The organism is Prosthecobacter dejongeii (assembly GCF_014203045.1).
GTDB classification, from domain to species: Bacteria; Verrucomicrobiota; Verrucomicrobiia; order Verrucomicrobiales; family Verrucomicrobiaceae; genus Prosthecobacter; species Prosthecobacter dejongeii.
The window spans coordinates 252383-268540 of record NZ_JACHIF010000008.1 but is presented as its reverse complement, the minus strand read 5'-3'; the positions used below and the strand labels follow the sequence as shown (position 1 = coordinate 268540).

General features: G+C 52.0%; 16 protein-coding genes. 5 read left to right on the top strand and 11 right to left on the bottom strand.

Annotated elements, in window-relative coordinates; all coding sequences use genetic code 11:
- Positions 1–13: 13 nt before the first annotated feature.
- From HNQ64_RS18170 to HNQ64_RS18120, 11 genes are all read right to left on the bottom strand, one after another.
- Complete coding sequence (locus tag HNQ64_RS18170) at positions 14–1039, bottom strand: VWA domain-containing protein (RefSeq protein ID WP_184211292.1); 1026 nt, start codon at positions 1037–1039, stop codon at positions 14–16.
- Positions 1036–2121 carry a DUF4381 family protein gene (locus tag HNQ64_RS18165; protein ID WP_184211290.1) on the bottom strand — a complete coding sequence of 362 codons (1086 nt, stop codon included), beginning with the start codon at positions 2119–2121 and terminating at the stop codon, positions 1036–1038. Before HNQ64_RS18165 ends, HNQ64_RS18170 begins: the two co-directional genes overlap by 4 nt.
- Positions 2121–3032 (bottom strand): DUF58 domain-containing protein, encoded by a 912-nt coding sequence (locus HNQ64_RS18160; RefSeq protein ID WP_184211288.1) that lies wholly within the window; start codon positions 3030–3032, stop codon positions 2121–2123. Before HNQ64_RS18160 ends, HNQ64_RS18165 begins: the two co-directional genes overlap by 1 nt.
- Positions 3033–3086: 54 nt before the next feature.
- Complete coding sequence (locus tag HNQ64_RS18155; RefSeq protein WP_184211286.1) at positions 3087–4088, bottom strand: AAA family ATPase; 1002 nt, start codon at positions 4086–4088, stop codon at positions 3087–3089.
- A gap of 97 nt (positions 4089–4185) precedes the next feature.
- Positions 4186–5307, bottom strand: a complete 1122-nt coding sequence (gene rsgA / locus HNQ64_RS18150) for a ribosome small subunit-dependent GTPase A (protein ID WP_184211284.1) — start codon at positions 5305–5307, stop codon at positions 4186–4188.
- 75 nt (positions 5308–5382) lie between these two features.
- Entirely contained in the window at positions 5383–6786 is a 1404-nt protein-coding gene (locus tag HNQ64_RS18145) for a DUF1501 domain-containing protein (RefSeq protein WP_184211282.1), read from the bottom strand.
- Between the two features lie 32 nt (positions 6787–6818).
- Entirely contained in the window at positions 6819–9326 is a 2508-nt protein-coding gene (locus HNQ64_RS18140) for a PSD1 and planctomycete cytochrome C domain-containing protein (RefSeq protein WP_184211281.1), read from the bottom strand.
- Between the two features lie 139 nt (positions 9327–9465).
- Positions 9466–9801: a zinc ribbon domain-containing protein YjdM gene (locus HNQ64_RS18135; RefSeq protein WP_184211279.1), complete on the bottom strand. Its 336-nt coding sequence runs from the start codon at positions 9799–9801 to the stop codon at positions 9466–9468.
- Positions 9802–9917: 116 nt separating this feature from the next.
- Positions 9918–10892, bottom strand: coding sequence for a Gfo/Idh/MocA family protein (locus HNQ64_RS18130; protein ID WP_184211277.1), 975 nt, complete (start codon positions 10890–10892; stop codon positions 9918–9920).
- Positions 10893–11251: 359 nt separating this feature from the next.
- Positions 11252–12115, bottom strand: a complete 864-nt coding sequence (locus tag HNQ64_RS18125; protein WP_184211275.1) for a sugar phosphate isomerase/epimerase family protein — start codon at positions 12113–12115, stop codon at positions 11252–11254.
- Between the two features lie 210 nt (positions 12116–12325).
- Complete coding sequence (locus HNQ64_RS18120) at positions 12326–13048, bottom strand: YARHG domain-containing protein (protein WP_184211273.1); 723 nt, start codon at positions 13046–13048, stop codon at positions 12326–12328.
- Between the two features lie 25 nt (positions 13049–13073).
- On the opposite strand from HNQ64_RS18120, the gene HNQ64_RS18115 reads away from it, so the two are divergent.
- From HNQ64_RS18115 to HNQ64_RS18095, 5 genes are all read left to right on the top strand, one after another.
- A complete protein-coding gene (locus HNQ64_RS18115) occupies positions 13074–13724 on the top strand; it encodes a DUF2306 domain-containing protein (protein ID WP_184211271.1) in 651 nt (216 codons plus the stop codon).
- Between the two features lie 66 nt (positions 13725–13790).
- Positions 13791–14429 (top strand): HAD family hydrolase, encoded by a 639-nt coding sequence (locus HNQ64_RS18110; RefSeq protein WP_184211269.1) that lies wholly within the window; start codon positions 13791–13793, stop codon positions 14427–14429.
- The gene (locus HNQ64_RS18105) at positions 14426–14782 is read left to right on the top strand and encodes a dihydroneopterin aldolase (protein ID WP_184211267.1); all 357 of its coding nucleotides are present in this window, start codon (positions 14426–14428) and stop codon (positions 14780–14782) included. Before HNQ64_RS18110 ends, HNQ64_RS18105 begins: the two co-directional genes overlap by 4 nt.
- 94 nt (positions 14783–14876) lie before the next feature.
- A complete protein-coding gene (locus HNQ64_RS18100) occupies positions 14877–15488 on the top strand; it encodes a sigma-70 family RNA polymerase sigma factor (protein ID WP_184211265.1) in 612 nt (203 codons plus the stop codon).
- Between the two features lie 49 nt (positions 15489–15537).
- Positions 15538–16044 carry a hypothetical protein gene (locus tag HNQ64_RS18095; protein ID WP_184211263.1) on the top strand — a complete coding sequence of 169 codons (507 nt, stop codon included), beginning with the start codon at positions 15538–15540 and terminating at the stop codon, positions 16042–16044.
- Positions 16045–16158: the final 114 nt, after the last annotated feature.

Below are 16158 nucleotides of genomic sequence, written 5' to 3'. Positions count from 1 at the left end.
AGGCCAAGCAAAATCAGGTGGCCACAGCCACAGGCGCTGAATTCAAAAAGGTGAGTCGTAAAAGCAACGCCAGTGCGAGGAGCATGGCGGCCAAAGAGGCTGGGAAGAAAAATAGTTCTTCGGTTTCACTGATCGTTCGGCGTTTGATCTCCGTTTTCTCCAGGGCATCAATCGTGCTGAAGATCTCTTTCAGTGCCGTAAGATCCTGCGCCATGTAAAAGCTACCACTGCCAATCCGTGCGACCTCTTGGAGGGTGCCTTCGTCAAATTCTTGCCTGCCACTGGTGATCACACGCCCGTCGGGCAAGGGAATGCGGTGGACCCCAGGTGTACCGATGGCAATGGTGTAAATTTTCTGCCCCAGAGTTGCTGCCAATTTGGCCGCATCTTGAGGACTCAGTTTACCGCTGTTGTTAGCACCGTCCGTTAGCAAGATAATAACTTTGCTGGGCACGGTTTCTTTATCCAAACGGCGAGAGGCGGCCGCCAGCCCTGAGCCGATGGCAGTGCCATCCTCCATCACACCCGTTTGAACTCGATCAAGATTCGATTCCAGCCATTCATGATCCAGGGTTAAGGGGCACGGTTGGTAAGGAGCGCCAGCGAAGGCCACGATGCCCACACGATCGCTTTTTCGACCACGAATAAAGTCACGCATCACTCTCTTCGCTGCCGTGATGCGATTCACCGGAGAGCCACCGATGTAGAAATCTTCGATCAGCATGGAAAGGGATACGTCCACAGTAAGACAGATGGCGATACCTTCAGAATTGTCCTCATCATGAGAGATCACTTTTTGAGGTCGTGCCAGAGCGATGATGGCTGCGGCTAAACTCACAATGACGAGTCCAAACGTCACCCCACCCGAAGTGGACTTAGCCTTGAAGCCTAGATCCCGAAGAATGAAAGCCGTGGGGAAAGCCACCGCAGGAGCCTGCCCGATACGCCCCCGCCACCACATCATGAGCGGGAGGAGCAGAAGGGCCAAAAGCCATTCCCACCGGGCAAGAATGATGTCTGGTAAAAAAGGGAGATTCATTTGGAGCGGGCTTGATGTGCGAGATGCAACTTCAGCACCTTCAATCTGGACCATGTCAAGATCACAGAGACTAGGCCAAAAACAGGGAAAAGTAGAACCGCCCCCCAGTAACCAAAGAAATCATACAGGGCGGCGATAGGAGCCCACACGCGAAGTTGTTCAACAGCGCCCGAGCTCAGTCTCTCCATGTCATAAGCCACCCATATCGTCAGTGGAATCATGATCAATGGAACGGCAATCAGCCGTTGTTGATAATAACGGATTTGTTCTTCTAGAGGCGCATCAGGATCCAATTCAAGCTCCCGTTGCCGAGGATCAATGGCGCTAGCATCACGGAAATTGCGAAGGCCTAAAAAGGCCACCATGGCGGCGAGAATCAAAATAACCCACCACATCTCTTGAGCCTGTCCGTGAAAGAACAGCAGCGAAATCATCCCACCCGCAATGAGAAAGTCAAACCCAGCAATCAGAAAGAACAGCTTACGAAGACCTACGCCAACATCCAGCGGCGGAAGCGGGGTCTCCACACGCTCTTCAGCCGCGATATCGGCCGCCTGCACGGGATGATCCTCTTCCAAAGCGTTAATCGCTTTGGCCAGCAATTCCATCGTCTCTTCTTCTGATGCAGGAGCCGGCGCAAACGAAAGCTCATCCCACACAGTAGCTAAAGACGCATACTTCTGGAGCCTAGAAACAGGCAGAGCACTTGCAGTATCAAACAACTCGCGAGTGGTGCGGAAGGGTGCCGGCACTTGGTAGCGATCTAAAAAATACCGGCGCAGAATTTCTGAGACTTGAGCACTGACTTCGCCTGCGGGTAAACCCCGAGCTTTAGAAGAAAGCTCTTTGAGCGCGCGCATGGCTTTTTTCCAGGGCCTCTTAGGCTCAGGCCGCCCGGCTTGGCGTGGCCGCAAAAGCAGCCACAGAACGAGCGCTAGCAGACCGACCAGTGCTAAGAATGCCACGGCGTATATCCAGGTAGGCTCAGGAACAGGTGGCAGGAAAACCTCTGGCAGCTCTGGGTGCGGCAGGGGCTGCGGCGGGGGGGGAGCAGGAGCTTGGGCTAACAAAAAGTTAATCATCAGCGCTTCCTCCTTCTTCGGGCACGGAAGTAAGCCTTCATTGCTGGTGCATAATCATCGTCCATACGAACATCGATTCGCTCGACACCATTTTTCCGAAGTAACTTGCCCAGCGCGGTCTGCCGCTCGCTCATCGCCTCAGCATACTTTTGACGCACGGCTGGGTGGGATGTATTCACGGTGAATTGCTCACCGGTTTCTGGATCTTCCAAGCATAGGCGACCCGCTGCCGGTAACTGCCACTCCCGTGGGTCACTGATTTGAGCAGCGACCACATCATGCTTGGCTGCCAGAGATCGCAGGCTGGCCTCCCAAGTCGTTTCATGGGTCAAAAAATCTGATACCAGCACCACCAAAGCACGATGAGCGACGCGCTCCAAGGCGAGATCTAAGGCCGGTGAGAGTTGAGTTTTCCGGCTTTTCGGCTGGATCGTCAAAATATCTCGCAAAATACGAAGAGCATGGGCACTGCCTTTACGCGCAGGAAGGTAGTGCTCCACCCGGTCTGAGACCAGAATGAGGCCCACTTTATCCTGATTTTGTACCGCGCTGAAGGCGAAAACCGCAGCGACCTCAGCAGCGCGCTCACGTTTGCTGTCTTCTTGACTACCGTAGTCACCCGACCCACTCACATCCACAACGATCATGGCCGTGAGTTCACGCTCCTCAATGTATTTGCGCACGAACGGCTCGTTCATACGCGCAGTTACATTCCAATCCAGAAAACGCACATCATCACCCGCCTGATATTCGCGAAAATCGTCGAACTCGATCCCCTGCCCTTTAAACCGAGAATGATACTGCCCACCCAAGGTTTCCTTCACCATACCGCGGGTAATCAACTCGATACGCCGCACTCGCTTGAGGATGCGGGTGAGTTGTTCGTCGTTTTCAGGAGTGGAAGCAGACATGATTCAGGGCAGTCAGCAGATCTAGGAGACCGTTGGGATCTTTAACCTGGGTGCTTACGGCACAGGCAGCTTGTCGAGCAACTGCTTGATCACATCTTCACTGCTCACTCCTTCTGCTTCGGCCTCATACGAAAGGAGAATGCGATGGCGCAGGATGTCTGGCGCTAGGTCTTTGATATCCTGAGGGGTGACGTAATTACGTCCCGCCAGGAAAGCGTAAGCTTTGGCAGCCAGAGCCAGATTGATAGTTCCACGAGGAGAAGCCCCGCAACGGATGAGCAGCTTCAGATGCGGAGCGTAGGCATCCGGGGTGCGAGTGGCCTGGATGATGGAGACGATGTAATCCCGAATCTTTTCATCCATGTAAATGGCATTCACCAAAGTCCGGCTAGCAACGATGTCTTCGGTCTTGGTGATCTGATTCACCTCCAACTTAGGAGCACTAGTGGCCATGGCGTCCAACACGCGGCGCTCCTCAGCCGGTGTGGGGTAAACGACACGGACTTTAAACAAGAAACGGTCCAACTGCGCCTCTGGGAGGGTGTAAGTCCCCTCCTGGTCGATCGGGTTCTGCGTGGCGAGAACCATGAAGGGATCTGGTAGCTTGTAAGTATTCTCACCTATGGTGACCTGGCGCTCCTGCATGGCTTCCAGCAGGGCGCTTTGGACCTTAGCCGGGGCACGGTTGATTTCGTCGGCCAAGACGAGATTGGCAAAAATGGGCCCTAGACGAGCAGTAAAACTTCCCTCTTTAGGATGATACACCATGGTGCCGATGACATCCGCCGGCAATAAATCAGGCGTGAACTGGATGCGCTTGAAGTCGGCGTGAAGCGCACTGGAAAGCGTGCGCACGGCGAGAGTCTTGGCGAGTCCAGGCACCCCCTCCAAAAGAACATGACCATTGGTTAAAAGGGCGACCAGGAGACGATCCACAAGCTCAGCCTGCCCGACGAGGACTCGCCCGATCTCATTGCGAAGGGGCTGCACCCAGGTGGAGGCTTTCTCAATCGAGCTCGAATCAGGAACGGCGGGCGGAGGAACGATTTCAGACATGGATTAATGGAAAAATCAACGGTGGCGTAGTGAGAGTCAAGACAGGACCTCTATGTTCAAAACGACATGGGGAGGTTTTTCTGCCGCAAAAGATTGCCTATTTTCCGCCTTGGCGGCGTTCGCGAGGTTCCAATTCATGCTCAGGATCACGTCTTTTTTCATATTGACGCACCTGGGCACGAAGTTCTCGTTTGGAGCGGCGCTCCACCGTCATTTGACGTTTTTTGCGGCTTCGGCGGAGTTTTTCGATCTCGTCGTCCAATTTGAGAAATCCCTCATAACGTCCGGCATCCAATTTGCCTGCCTCTAGAGCAGCACGGATCGCGCAGCCTGCGTCCTTACCGTGTTTACAATCGCCGAACTTACACTGGAGAGCGAGTTGTTCGATGTCCGCAAACCCTTCCCTGAGGGTGATTTCATTCGTCCACATCTGGACCTCTTTGATGCCAGGATTGTCAATGAGAATCCCCCCTTTCGGCAGGATGATCAACTCACGCGCGGTGGTGGTGTGACGCCCCTTCCCTGTGAGTTCATTGACATCATCCGTCCACTGATACTCATCACCGAGAAGTTGATTCAGCACGGAAGATTTTCCCACACCGCTGGAGCCAATGAGTGTCACCGTCTGGCCTTTTTTCAGGTACTGGCGCAAGACCGAAAGACTTCGCTTTTTAGTCGCGCAAGTGATGTGCACGTCCGCCTCAGGATTCAGTGCACGGATCTGCTCCGCGGCTTCTTCATTGTCAGCCTTTTCATAAAGGTCTGACTTGTTCACCAGGACCACCGCTTTGGCACCACTGCGTGTGATGATGGTGAAGTAGCGCTCCATACGCCGCAGGCTGAAGTCAGTGCCAGCATCTGTGACGACCACGACCACGTCCACATTGGCAGCGATGACCTGCTCCTCGGTACTCTTGCCAGCCATCTTGCGGGAAAAACAAGTCTGGCGTGGCAGGCGAGCACGAATGACATGCTCCTGGTCTTCCTGGCCCACTTCCAGGGCCACCCAATCTCCTACGGCAGGCAGATCGGCATCCGTTTCAGCATCGTGGTAAACCTTACCACACATGATGGCCTCATACTCGTCCCCATCTCCGACCAAGGCACCATAAGTGATCTTATTGTCGCGGGTCAAGCGCGCGGGCACCCATCCCTCCTTGTAGTAAGGGGCAAAGGCTTCTTCAAAGGCAGCATTCCAGCCGATGTCTAGCAACGTCATCGGTCCAGTGTAGAGGCAGCTTCGGTAAAGAACAAATCAACGATTTGAGAACTGCGCAGAAGTATTGCCTGAGCATTATGCCAAAATTTCCTTCGCCACGGTTCCATACACATCGGTGAGGCGGAAATCCCGCCCAGCGTAACGGTAGGTCAGCTTTTCATGATCAAGCCCCATCAAATGCAAAACGGTGGCGTGCCAGTCATGAATATGCATTCGGTTTTCCACGGCCTCATAACCATACTCGTCCGTCTTGCCATAGTTCATACCGCCTTTCACCCCGCCGCCCGCCATCCACATCGTAAAACCTTTGTTGTTGTGGTCACGACCATCCTCACCCTGGCTGTGAGGAGTGCGGCCAAACTCCCCGCCCCAAATAACGAGAGTGTCTTTCAGCAATCCTCTTTGTTTGAGATCCTGGAGCAGTCCCGAAATAGGCTGATCAATGGCGTCACAATTGCGCTCAAGCGCAGCTTTGAGATTAAAATGCTGGTCCCAATTACCATGCGTGATCTCGATGAAACGCACCCCAGCCTCCACTAACTTACGAGCCATCAGACATTGCTTGCCGAAAGTTGCCGTCGCTTCATTCGGGATGCCATACATCTCTTGTGTCGCTCGACTTTCCTGACTCAAATCCATCACCTTGGGCACCTCTGCCTGCATACGGAAGGCTAATTCATAAGACTCAATGACGCCCTCGACCTCAGCACTGACACCCCCATCCTCAATGATACGGTTTTTATTCAGAGACTGCACCAGATCCAACTGAGTGCGCTGTGCCTCCGTGCTGTAACGACTGTTTTTAATATTGGCGATGCTGGCCTGATCTGAGCCACCACCAAAGCGACGTGCTAGCGCACCATCACCGCCCCCGCCGATTTTCGTCCCTTGATAAATAGCGGGGAGAAATGCGCTGCCATAACTCCGCGTTGCATTACCGGGAGGGTTGATCGTCACAAAGCCGGGCAGATTCTCGTTCTGCGTCCCCAAACCATACAAAGCCCAAGAGCCCAATGACGGCCTAACAAATTGAGTGGTTCCGGTATGAAGTTGGGTGAAGGCCTGAGGATGCGCTGGCAAATCTGTAGCCATGGAATTGATGATGCAAAGATCATCCGCATGTTTAGCCAAGTTGGGCAACAACTCAGAGACCCATAATCCACTTTTACCGTGCTGGCTAAATTTCCAGGGAGACCTCATCAGTTTGGCCTGGCCATAACGTCCGGCGATGGAAGGAGCACTTTTCCCATCATCGGCTAGCAACTTCGGTTTGTAGTCCAAAAGATCCACATGCGAAGGTGCTCCCTGCATGCAGAGAAAAATCACGTGTTTGGCGCGAGGAAGAAAATGCGGATTTTTTACCGCAAGCGGTGCACTCGCACGCAGGGCTTGCTGCTGTGCCAGAGCGGCAAAAGCTAGATATCCAAATCCATTGGAGGTAGTCTTTAAAAACTGACGCCGGTTAAAAGGATCATTCATGGCAATGAAGAAGTAAATTGACTAACAAACGATCAGTTCAAATAACGAAACTCAGCACTGGCGAAGAGACTTTGGCAAAAGGCGGAAAGTGCTGCATACTGGGCCTGATCACGCGCCTGCTGCGTATTTTTACCATCGTTGGCCTGCTGGGCAAATCGCATCCAAAAACTACGAATCGCGGCTAACTCAGCCTCCGTGGGTAAACGTGCAAAGGTCAGTTGGTAAGCATACGTGAGGCGCTCCATCGTATTGCCTGGATGCTTGGCAATCCTTGCGGCCATAGCATCTGCAGCGCTGAGCACCTGGGGATTGTTCATCAGAAAAAGGCTCTGACTCGGAACATTGGTACTGTCCCGCTCGCCATTGACCAAGCTGGCATCAGGAAAATCGAAAACCGTCAGAGATTCAGGAATCAAATCGCGAACGATGGGTAAATAGATACTGCGATAATTGTAGGGTTTTCCAGCCAATTCACGATTGAGCGTGAAGAACCCTTCCCTGCCCTCAGTCGCACGAGCCACGGGAGAACCATCCACGGGATAAAGGTTTAGGTTACCTGCGACAGCCAACATGGCATCACGGATCGCTTCGGCTTCTAACCGCCGCTGGTTCATCCGCCAGTGCAGCTTGTTATCAGGATCCAATGCGAAATTATCCGGGTCGTAAGTCGAGGACATTTGATAACTGCGACTTAACAGGATTTCACGGATCATCCGTTTCACCGACCACCCTTTGTCCATGAACGAAAGTGCCAGGGCATCAAGCAACTCAGGATGTGAAGGTTTTTGTCCCATGACGCCAAAGTTATCTGGCGTGCTCACCAGACCGCTGCCCATCAATTTGAGCCAGATGCGATTGACCATCACACGCGCAGTCAGCGGATTTTCTTTAGACGCGATAAACCACGCTAGATCAAGGCGACCACTGCCTTCGCTGATGTTTCGTGGTTCGCCTTCAGCACAAAGAACTTCCACCAATCCGCGAGGCACTGTCTCGGCTGGTTGTTTCAAATCGCCTCGCACCAAAAGGGCACTATTCACCGGGCGGTCACGGTCCAGCACCCCCATGGTTAAAGTGCGAGGAGTTCCATCGTTATGAAACTGGTCCAAATCGGCCTTTACAGATTCCTCACGATCCCGGGCTGCACGAATCTTGAGAAAACTCGCCGCACCTCCGCGCTCGCGGTCCTCTCGCCGTAGAGCCAAAACCTCCTTTTGGGCTTCTTCACTCACCTTTTTTGCAGCCTCATGTCGTCTCTTTAATTCAGCAACTTCTTCAGGACGAATTTTAGCCAGTGCAGAGACCTGCTGGGCCTCACTCTCCAGTTCAATCAAGCTCGAAGGGTTGTTATTTTGGAGTTGCTGATGCGTGCCATACAACGTCTCACTGCTGAGGAAAATACCCGCGAGCGCATAATAATCCCGCTGGGTCACGGGATCGAATTTATGGTCATGGCAGCGTGCGCAAGCAAGCGTCAAGCCTAACATAGATTGCGACAAAGCATCTATCTGCTCATCCACCAAATCCAAATTAAACTGGCGGCGATCACGGTTATTGTGCCCCTTGGCACCGATGGCTAGAAAGCCTGTAGCCACGATCTTCTCAGCCTGGTCACGTTTGTTTTCATAACGCATGAGGTCACCAGCAATTTGCTCCTTCAGAAATTGGTCATAAGGTTTGTCTCGATTGAACGCATCAATGACGTAATCCCGATAACGCCAGGCGTGGGGATAGAGAAGATTTACCTCTTTACCACTGCTTTCAGCATAACGCACCACGTCTAACCAATGACGTGCCCATCTTTCTCCAAAACGAGGAGATTCTAAATACTGGTCCACAATGCGTTCAGTGGCAGATGGAGAGCGATCTTTCACATACGCATCCACCTCTTCAGGCGTCGGCGGCAGCCCCGTTAGATCATAAGAGATACGGCGGATAAGAGTCTGACGATCTGCCGGAGGCATCGGTTTTAGCCCACCCTTCTCTAAACCAGCTAAAATCCACCGATCCACATCTGACACTGCCCAGCCCTCAGTTTTAAGTTTGGGCAGCTGCGTTTTTATGGGAGGTTGAAAGGCCCAATGCTTGCGACCTTCAGTCATGTTGATTTCCCGTTTCGCGCCTGCGTTGTCACCCACTTTGCTTTCGCGCGGATCAGGGGCTCCCATCTCAATCCATTTTTTAAAATTGGCGATGACATCCTCCGGTAATTTGTTTTTCGGTGGCATTTGCATATCGTCATTTGCCCAGGTGATGGCTTCATAAAGACTGCTCTCCACCAGATTACCTGGAGTGATACCTGGGTGCCCAGATTCGCCGCCCTGGATCGTAGCCTCTCGAGTGTCTAACCTCAGCCCACCTTTGACTTTTTCAGATTCTGTTGAGTGGCATTTGTAGCATTGCTCCACCAAAACAGGGCGAATCTTGGATTCAAAAAAATGGAGTTTATCGGCAGAGATTTCTCCATGTGTTGCCTCAACCGCAGAGAGATGCGGTACCCCCGAGGCAAAAACAACAATGGCGCAGACAATGAGCTTCATGAGACAAAGAAATTTACTCTGTCTAAAACCCAGTTAGGCCTCCATAGTTGCGCAACTTTCTCTACATGCAAGATTCGAGCAAAAAATCAAACCACACAATCAACGCCCTATCATCGTACATGTTAGTTGAGAAAGCCTTTTACGTGGTCACTTTTTTCACAAAACAGGCCTTCAACGAAATTGCTAATCCTTCCATTTTACAGGATATTTCATGGTCACCGTCCACCAGTCGAATCGGTTTCGACTTTGTGCCCACTTTAAGGACCTGCGAGGTGCCGCCCAATTTTAGATCCTTGATCATCGCCACGATATCTCCGTCGGCAAGCACATGGCCGTAGGCATCTTTTACCACACGATCCACAGCAGAGACCTCAGCATCATGAGCCCATTCATGCCCACAGGTCACACATTCTGAATGATCCACATGGTCTAAGATCTCATCCATCTCACACATCGGGCAGGCAGGATTATTCATAAAGGAAAGAGGAACCCTTCAGCCAAGAAAACAACACCCGAGTGATGCGCAACAAAGAAAAAGCCGCCATCCTAATGATGGCGGCTCAGTCGAAAATGGAGACGATTTAGCGATCTTCACTTGCGAGCTTCAGCCACGGCTTTGTCCATGACAGACTTGAGGGTGACTTCAGCTCCTCCTTGACGTTTGCTTTCGTCCGCAGCTTCCATAAAAGCATAGATTTCCAGTGTTTCTTCCGGCGTCACAGGAGACTGCCCGGTGCGGAAAAAATGCACTGCGGCGAAAAGCAGCGGATCATAACCATCGTAGCTACCAATCGGAGATTCACCTTTATCACCGATGGCTTTTCCACCGTAACCTTTACCTTCCGTGAACGTGCCCGTGCGACCTCCCTCCCAAATTCCAGTGACGGTAATTTTCCCCTCAGGTGTGGTGCTGCGTTTAACGGAAATACAACCTGTCCCCATGGCTGTGAACAGACTCTCGACTCCATGAATGCCATACCAGAAAAGGTCAGGGTGCGTTGCCTCCAGAGAAGCAGGGCTAAAAGTATCGGCCTTTTTCACCGTTCCAACACTGCCAGCCCGAACAGCGAGAGTGTTCTTCCCAAAGCGGAGGGACGATGAAGAAAACACAGGAACACCAGCCTTCTTAGCCTCATCAAAAATCTTGATCGCATCCACCAAAGTCCCGGCGATGGGTTTATCAATAAAGACAGGCTTGCCAGCTTTCAAACAAGGCAGCAGCTGCTCCAGATGCGGGCGGCCATCATTGGTCTCTAGAAAGACGACATCTACTTTTTCCAGCAAGGCATCAATGCTTGGCACGATTTCCACGCCCATGGCCTTTACCTTTTCCGTGTATTCAGGCACTCTTTTGACGCTGCCTTCGATGTCCTTTGATCCCTGGGGGTAAGCCGCCACCATTCGCACCCCCATGACTTCAGGCTTTTGCGGGTCGGTATTCAGTGTCTTGGTAAAGGACAATACGTGCGAAGTATCCAGGCCAATGATGCCCGCACGAATGTTTTGGGCCGAGGCGACAGTGCTGGCGAGCAATGCCAAGGTAAGAGTGATGAAGGTGCGAATCATGAAGGACTCTCATTACGCGACATTCCTTCGCGCCTTTCCCCGACTTGACGATTCGTGACATCCGCACGGAGATCTGTCACAATCGGCAAGGTTTGCCGATCTCAAAATCTGAATCGGAACGAATGATTCTAAAACAGTCCTCCAGAGAGGTTTTCTAATTCCCCGGAATTGAGCAAAACTCCGCACTACCATTCCACCAGGCTCATCCGATGTTCCACTGAATGTGTTAAAGACCTAATGCTGCTAAAACAATAGAGAGACTTCAAAAGAGATTTGCGAAAAGAGCCAGAACATAAGAGGCCATTTACCCACGGCAGTGCCGTGCCCCAGGAATTAGGGCACGGCAGGAGATATCAAAATCAATCCACCAGAGGTAGCAGGTTTTCCTTACACCACTGACCGTTTTGCTTGGTCACACCATCTGGATCCTCGACGGCGATGTGGGCCTCATCTTCACAGATGATCCAACCTTCATATTTGCGGGCGACAAGCCATTCCGTGATCTTGTGGAAGTCGAGCTTGCCGGTTCCCATCTGGGCCCATGGCTCAGGACCATTGCCAGAGTAATCTTTATAATGGATGTGATTCACCAAGTGCTGGAATTTATTCAGCGTGGCGATGACATCCATGCCGCCGCGAATGATGTGGCCGACGTCAGGCGTCCAACCCGTCACTTTAGGGTCCAAGCTGCTGAGGACCACATCGTAATCTTCCTGGGTGCGCACCAGGGAAGGTGGGGGGCTATTGGGATGGTAGGAAGCCTTAATCCCTAGATCTGCTGCCCTCTTGGAGACATTGTTGACATTGCGCGCCACATTCAGGCGGCGACGTTGAAGGTCGTTTTTACGACCGCTAGGCAGGGTCACCGTCCCCAGCATGGAGCCTGGAAAATGCTTGAGCAGATCCAGAGTGAAATCCGCCGCCTCTTTTTCAGCAGGGGTTTCTTCATCGCCATCCCATGCGCAAACCAGAGCCAGACCAGCCAGTTTGACGTTGTGCTCCTGCAAAGCGTCTTTCAGACGGATCGGGTCACAAAAATCACCCAGCCAATATTTGCCACAGCCAAGAGCGCTTTCAGAAATCTGGAGCACCATCGGCTCGATCCCCGTGAAGCCGGCCTCGCCAGCCACTTTGATCATGTGGTCCAGTTTATTGTCGTAGCCCTTGCCGGTGCCCTGCATGAACCAGGTATAGACCTGGGAGCCAAATTCAATTTTTGCCATAAAGTAGGGATTGCTGTCGGTTGTTGTTTTGGATCGCTAAAAAGAGCGCCAGTTTCCTGGCGCGAGTTGTATTGGAAACGACAGGCCGAGGGATGTCCAGCAGCGAATTGAGGGTCATCTTTGAAGCGTCGGTCCGGAAAGCGCCTCAAGTCCATGACTGGCCATCCATTCACGACTCAAAACAATCGCATCAATCTGAACTTCAGCCATTCATCGGCCAAAGCGATCGTAATATTTTGCTCCATAGGTTTCGTAACGCTTGATCAATGCAGCGTTTTTTGTCTCGATGGGCGTCAGTTTTCCTGCCACATCCAGGGCCACCGGCATGTACCAATCGACTTTAGCAAAGTGTTCCTGCATGTCCTTGATGGTAAATGAATAGCCGTGCCGGGCATAGATCTCATTTCGCATCAATCGCAGTTCCTCTTGCCGCAAATTTTCCACATCAGTTTCCTTGAGAAGTTTCGTCGAGGTCTGAGGGTATTTACCCGCCTTCGGATTGTATTTAAATTTTTGCGCTTTCAGCGCCAGCGGCACGCCCGTTCTTTTCTTATTTTGGGGTTCCCAGTTGCCAGTCAAAGTCTTCTCTTTCGCATGGAACGTCAGGTTAAAAACACCATCTTCTGCGTGGTCCCCCGGCTCTTTTCCAACAAAGGCAATCCCCTCCTCCACCGTGCTCCAGGCCCCGCTAAAGGCACGCTCATTCCCCTGCACCACACTGTAGCCAAGAACAGTCTGGCCCACCACTTTCTCGATACTCACCGTGATCTTATGCTGATCAAACATCCCTGTATAAGTTCCGATAGCTGAGGATGCCGTCTTGTCTGCCTGCTGGATGTCTTCGTTCGTCAGTTGTTGTGCCTGCACGGGCAAAACCGTGACTAGGCAAGCCACGGCGACCCACATGATAAATCGAGATTGAAGGCTGATCATTCAGACTGAATATACGGTTTTGAAGATGCCTACCAAGCCAAAGTTCGCAACGATCTTCACGATTTTACGGTTCGCTGCTCTGGCATGGTTTACCTGGCTGATGCTACGCATCACTCTCGAGTATTTCCCTATCAGGGACGATGCCGCTTTTCTCCAAATTAAGCAGCAGTATCTCGGTATCCAGCTCTGGAGAACTGCATTTTGGATTCATGTCTTTACCAGCATGCTGGCCCTGCTAGCGGGGTTCACGCAATTTTTCCCTACCGTGCTGCGCCGTATGCCACAGATCCATCGCTGGATGGGCCGTGCCTACATGATCAATGTTTGCTTCATCACCGGTCCAGCCAGCTTAGTCATGGCTTTTTATGCCAATGGCGGCTGGAGCTCAAGGCTCGCCTTCATCCTCCTTGCCGTAAGCTGGATGTTCACCTCCGCGTTGGGCTGGCGCACGGCATTGCAGCGGGATTGGACACGGCACCGCGAGTGGATGCTTCGCAGCTATGCATTAACGCTCTCGGCCATCACATTGCGGGTTTGGAAATACTCGCTGGTTTTTCTGTTCGAGCCCCGGCCCATGGATCTCTACCGCATGGTCGCTTGGCTAGGTTTTGTTCCGAATCTGCTGCTCGTGGAATGGCTGATCTATCGAGAAAGTACGGCTCGCTTGCGCCCCTGATATCCCTCCATGAAAGAGTAAATCCCAGGTTGTTTAGCAGGTGAACAGGGTCTTAAAAGTAAGCGCATGATCCGAAACCTCATCCTCGATTGGTCAGGCACACTGGCCGACGATCTAGGGGCCGTCATTGCCGCTACGAATGGCGTCATGGCCCACTATGCCAAGCCGCCCTTTACTCGAGATCAATTCCGCGAGGTCTTCCAGCTCCCCTACACTGAATTTTATCGGCATATCCTGCCCGATGTGCCTCTCACAGATCTCCAGGCACTGTATCTAAAGCACTTTCCCGAAGAGACGGCTCACTCGGTCCCGATGCTCGATCATGCTCAAGAGTTTCTCCAATTTGCAGCGGATACCGGCAGGCGCATGTTCATTTGCAGCAGTGCTCCCCTAGAGCACGTGCAGTCTCAGGCTATGGTCAATCGCGTCTCGCACTTCTTTGAGCATTTCCACTGTGGCATCATTGATAAATGCGCTCATGTCCCCACCCTCTTGGCACAGCATGATCTTAACCCGCACGAAACAGCTTTCGTTGGCGACATGCGACATGACATTGAAGCAGGTAAAGTGGGGGGCCTGACCACCATCGCCACGGCTACCGGGTATGAATCCATTCCCACACTCATGCAGGCGGAGCCGGACATTCTGGTAAAAAACCTGTCGGCTTTGACACGTCTCATGCGCTCGTTGACAGTACAAATATGAATTCCCCTGCAGACGAAATCTTGATCCAAGGGCTGGATCTGCCAGTCCAAATAGGTGTCCCAGATGAAGAACGTGCAAATTGGCAAACCCTCCAGGCTGATGTAACTTTCCAGATCGCCAATCGGTTTGAAAAAATGGCCGACCAGCTCGACCAAACCACGGATTATTCGGCCGTTGCGACTCGGTTACGCGCTCTAGCGGCGGAGAAACCCCGACAATTGATCGAAACTTTGGCGGCAGAGATCGCTGCCTGTTTATTAGACGAGTTTGCTGTAAAGACTGTCACCGTACAGCTTCGCAAACGTATCTTACCTGGTTGTGACCACGTTGCTGTGCGTCTTACCCGCCCCTGAATCAACCCTTTACTCGAAGAAAAGCTTGTCTGATACCCCGATGGATGGTTTGCTTGATGGATCGTGCGACTCGGATCGCTCGGTCAGAGGAACCATGGAGACCACGCCGGATCAGCCCCCAGCCAGCAGCAGCGCAGCCGAAGATCGCGCGCTGGTGGAGCGTGCCCAGGCAGGTGACACCCGCGCCTTTGATGAATTGGTGCGTAAATATACCCCCAAGCTTTACGGCCTCGTTTACAACATGACCTCCAACCGGGAGGATACCGCCGACCTGCTTCAGGAGATCTTTGCGAAGGCTTACCGTTCTCTGAAACGTTTTATGGGGAAATCGTCTTTTTACACCTGGATCTATTCGATCTCGGTGAACATGACCCTTAATTTCCTTAAAAAACGCGGGCGTCATGCCAAGATCAGCCTGGATGATGTGGATAGCGGGATCCAAAATGACCCCGATTTTATCAAAATCACCACGGCCAATCGCGATACAGTCCGTGAGGTAAATATCCATGAGCTGCAAAAAAGATTGAACACAGCAATGATGAAGCTGTCCGAAGATCACCGAACCGTAGTGACTCTCTACGATGTCCAGGGCCTTCAACACAACGAGATCAGCAAAATTCTCGGTGTTTCAGAAGGCACTGTGAGATCTAGGCTTTTCTACGCTCATCGGCTTCTTCAAACATATCTTGAAGATTTCGTAAGGTGACACAGTTCCTGCTAACATTACGCTCTTGATACAACTCCGACGCACTACCATGAACGAATTCGAAAACATCCAAAGGCTGCTTCGTCTGAAACAGTATGAGACTCCTGGTGATGATTTTGTGGAAGATTTTGTGACCCAGTTTCGCGAGCGTCAGCGCTCTGAGCTTCTACGCCAATCTGCCCGGGGACTGCTCTGGGAACGTGTGAATACCTTTTTTAGCGATATCATTTCGCCCAAATGGGCCACTGCGACGGCCACCGCTGGCTTTGCCATCTTTGCAGCATGGGGAACATTGGGAGTTGTAGGTTCCGCAACTCATCAAGGAGCCGACTTTGCAATGACTTCCGATGGTTCCATTCCTGCGATCTTACAAAATAAGCCTTCCTTTGCAGTTGACAGCGAATTAATCAAAGAGGCGCTGCCTCAGCAGCAGGAACTAGAGATTGAAGGCATCTTGCTAAGCCGCCACTTTGAAGGTGATGAATTGGCAGCCTCTTCCGCCAACTTGTCTCCGATTTCGACGGAGTTACTACCCGTCAGTGACTTCGGCCGCTGATGTAAATTTTCCACCTCAATTTGAGAGTGGATTCCGATCTGAGGGGATGCATGCAACATGCATCCCCGTTTTTTTATGGCGAGTTTTGCTAGCCAAAAGCTCTTCGACTCATAT

What these genes read in the sequence shown, in the direction of transcription:
- HNQ64_RS18170 (WP_184211292.1), bottom strand. Translation starts at nt 1,039, where the DNA reads ATGAATCTCCCTTTTTTACCAGACATCATTCTTGCCCGGTGGGAATGG.
- HNQ64_RS18130 (WP_184211277.1), bottom strand. Translation starts at nt 10,892, where the DNA reads ATGATTCGCACCTTCATCACTCTTACCTTGGCATTGCTCGCCAGCACT.
- HNQ64_RS18110 (WP_184211269.1), top strand. Translation starts at nt 13,791, where the DNA reads ATGATCCGAAACCTCATCCTCGATTGGTCAGGCACACTGGCCGACGAT.
- HNQ64_RS18160 (WP_184211288.1), bottom strand. Translation starts at nt 3,032, where the DNA reads ATGTCTGCTTCCACTCCTGAAAACGACGAACAACTCACCCGCATCCTC.
- HNQ64_RS18155 (WP_184211286.1), bottom strand. Translation starts at nt 4,088, where the DNA reads ATGTCTGAAATCGTTCCTCCGCCCGCCGTTCCTGATTCGAGCTCGATT.
- HNQ64_RS18105 (WP_184211267.1), top strand. Translation starts at nt 14,426, where the DNA reads ATGAATTCCCCTGCAGACGAAATCTTGATCCAAGGGCTGGATCTGCCA.
- HNQ64_RS18165 (WP_184211290.1), bottom strand. Translation starts at nt 2,121, where the DNA reads ATGATTAACTTTTTGTTAGCCCAAGCTCCTGCTCCCCCCCCGCCGCAG.
- HNQ64_RS18100 (WP_184211265.1), top strand. Translation starts at nt 14,877, where the DNA reads ATGGAGACCACGCCGGATCAGCCCCCAGCCAGCAGCAGCGCAGCCGAA.
- HNQ64_RS18095 (WP_184211263.1), top strand. Translation starts at nt 15,538, where the DNA reads ATGAACGAATTCGAAAACATCCAAAGGCTGCTTCGTCTGAAACAGTAT.
- HNQ64_RS18125 (WP_184211275.1), bottom strand. Translation starts at nt 12,115, where the DNA reads ATGGCAAAAATTGAATTTGGCTCCCAGGTCTATACCTGGTTCATGCAG.
- rsgA (WP_184211284.1), bottom strand. Translation starts at nt 5,307, where the DNA reads ATGACGTTGCTAGACATCGGCTGGAATGCTGCCTTTGAAGAAGCCTTT.
- HNQ64_RS18120 (WP_184211273.1), bottom strand. Translation starts at nt 13,048, where the DNA reads ATGATCAGCCTTCAATCTCGATTTATCATGTGGGTCGCCGTGGCTTGC.
- HNQ64_RS18145 (WP_184211282.1), bottom strand. Translation starts at nt 6,786, where the DNA reads ATGAATGATCCTTTTAACCGGCGTCAGTTTTTAAAGACTACCTCCAAT.
- HNQ64_RS18115 (WP_184211271.1), top strand. Translation starts at nt 13,074, where the DNA reads ATGCCTACCAAGCCAAAGTTCGCAACGATCTTCACGATTTTACGGTTC.
- HNQ64_RS18140 (WP_184211281.1), bottom strand. Translation starts at nt 9,326, where the DNA reads ATGAAGCTCATTGTCTGCGCCATTGTTGTTTTTGCCTCGGGGGTACCG.
- HNQ64_RS18135 (WP_184211279.1), bottom strand. Translation starts at nt 9,801, where the DNA reads ATGAATAATCCTGCCTGCCCGATGTGTGAGATGGATGAGATCTTAGAC.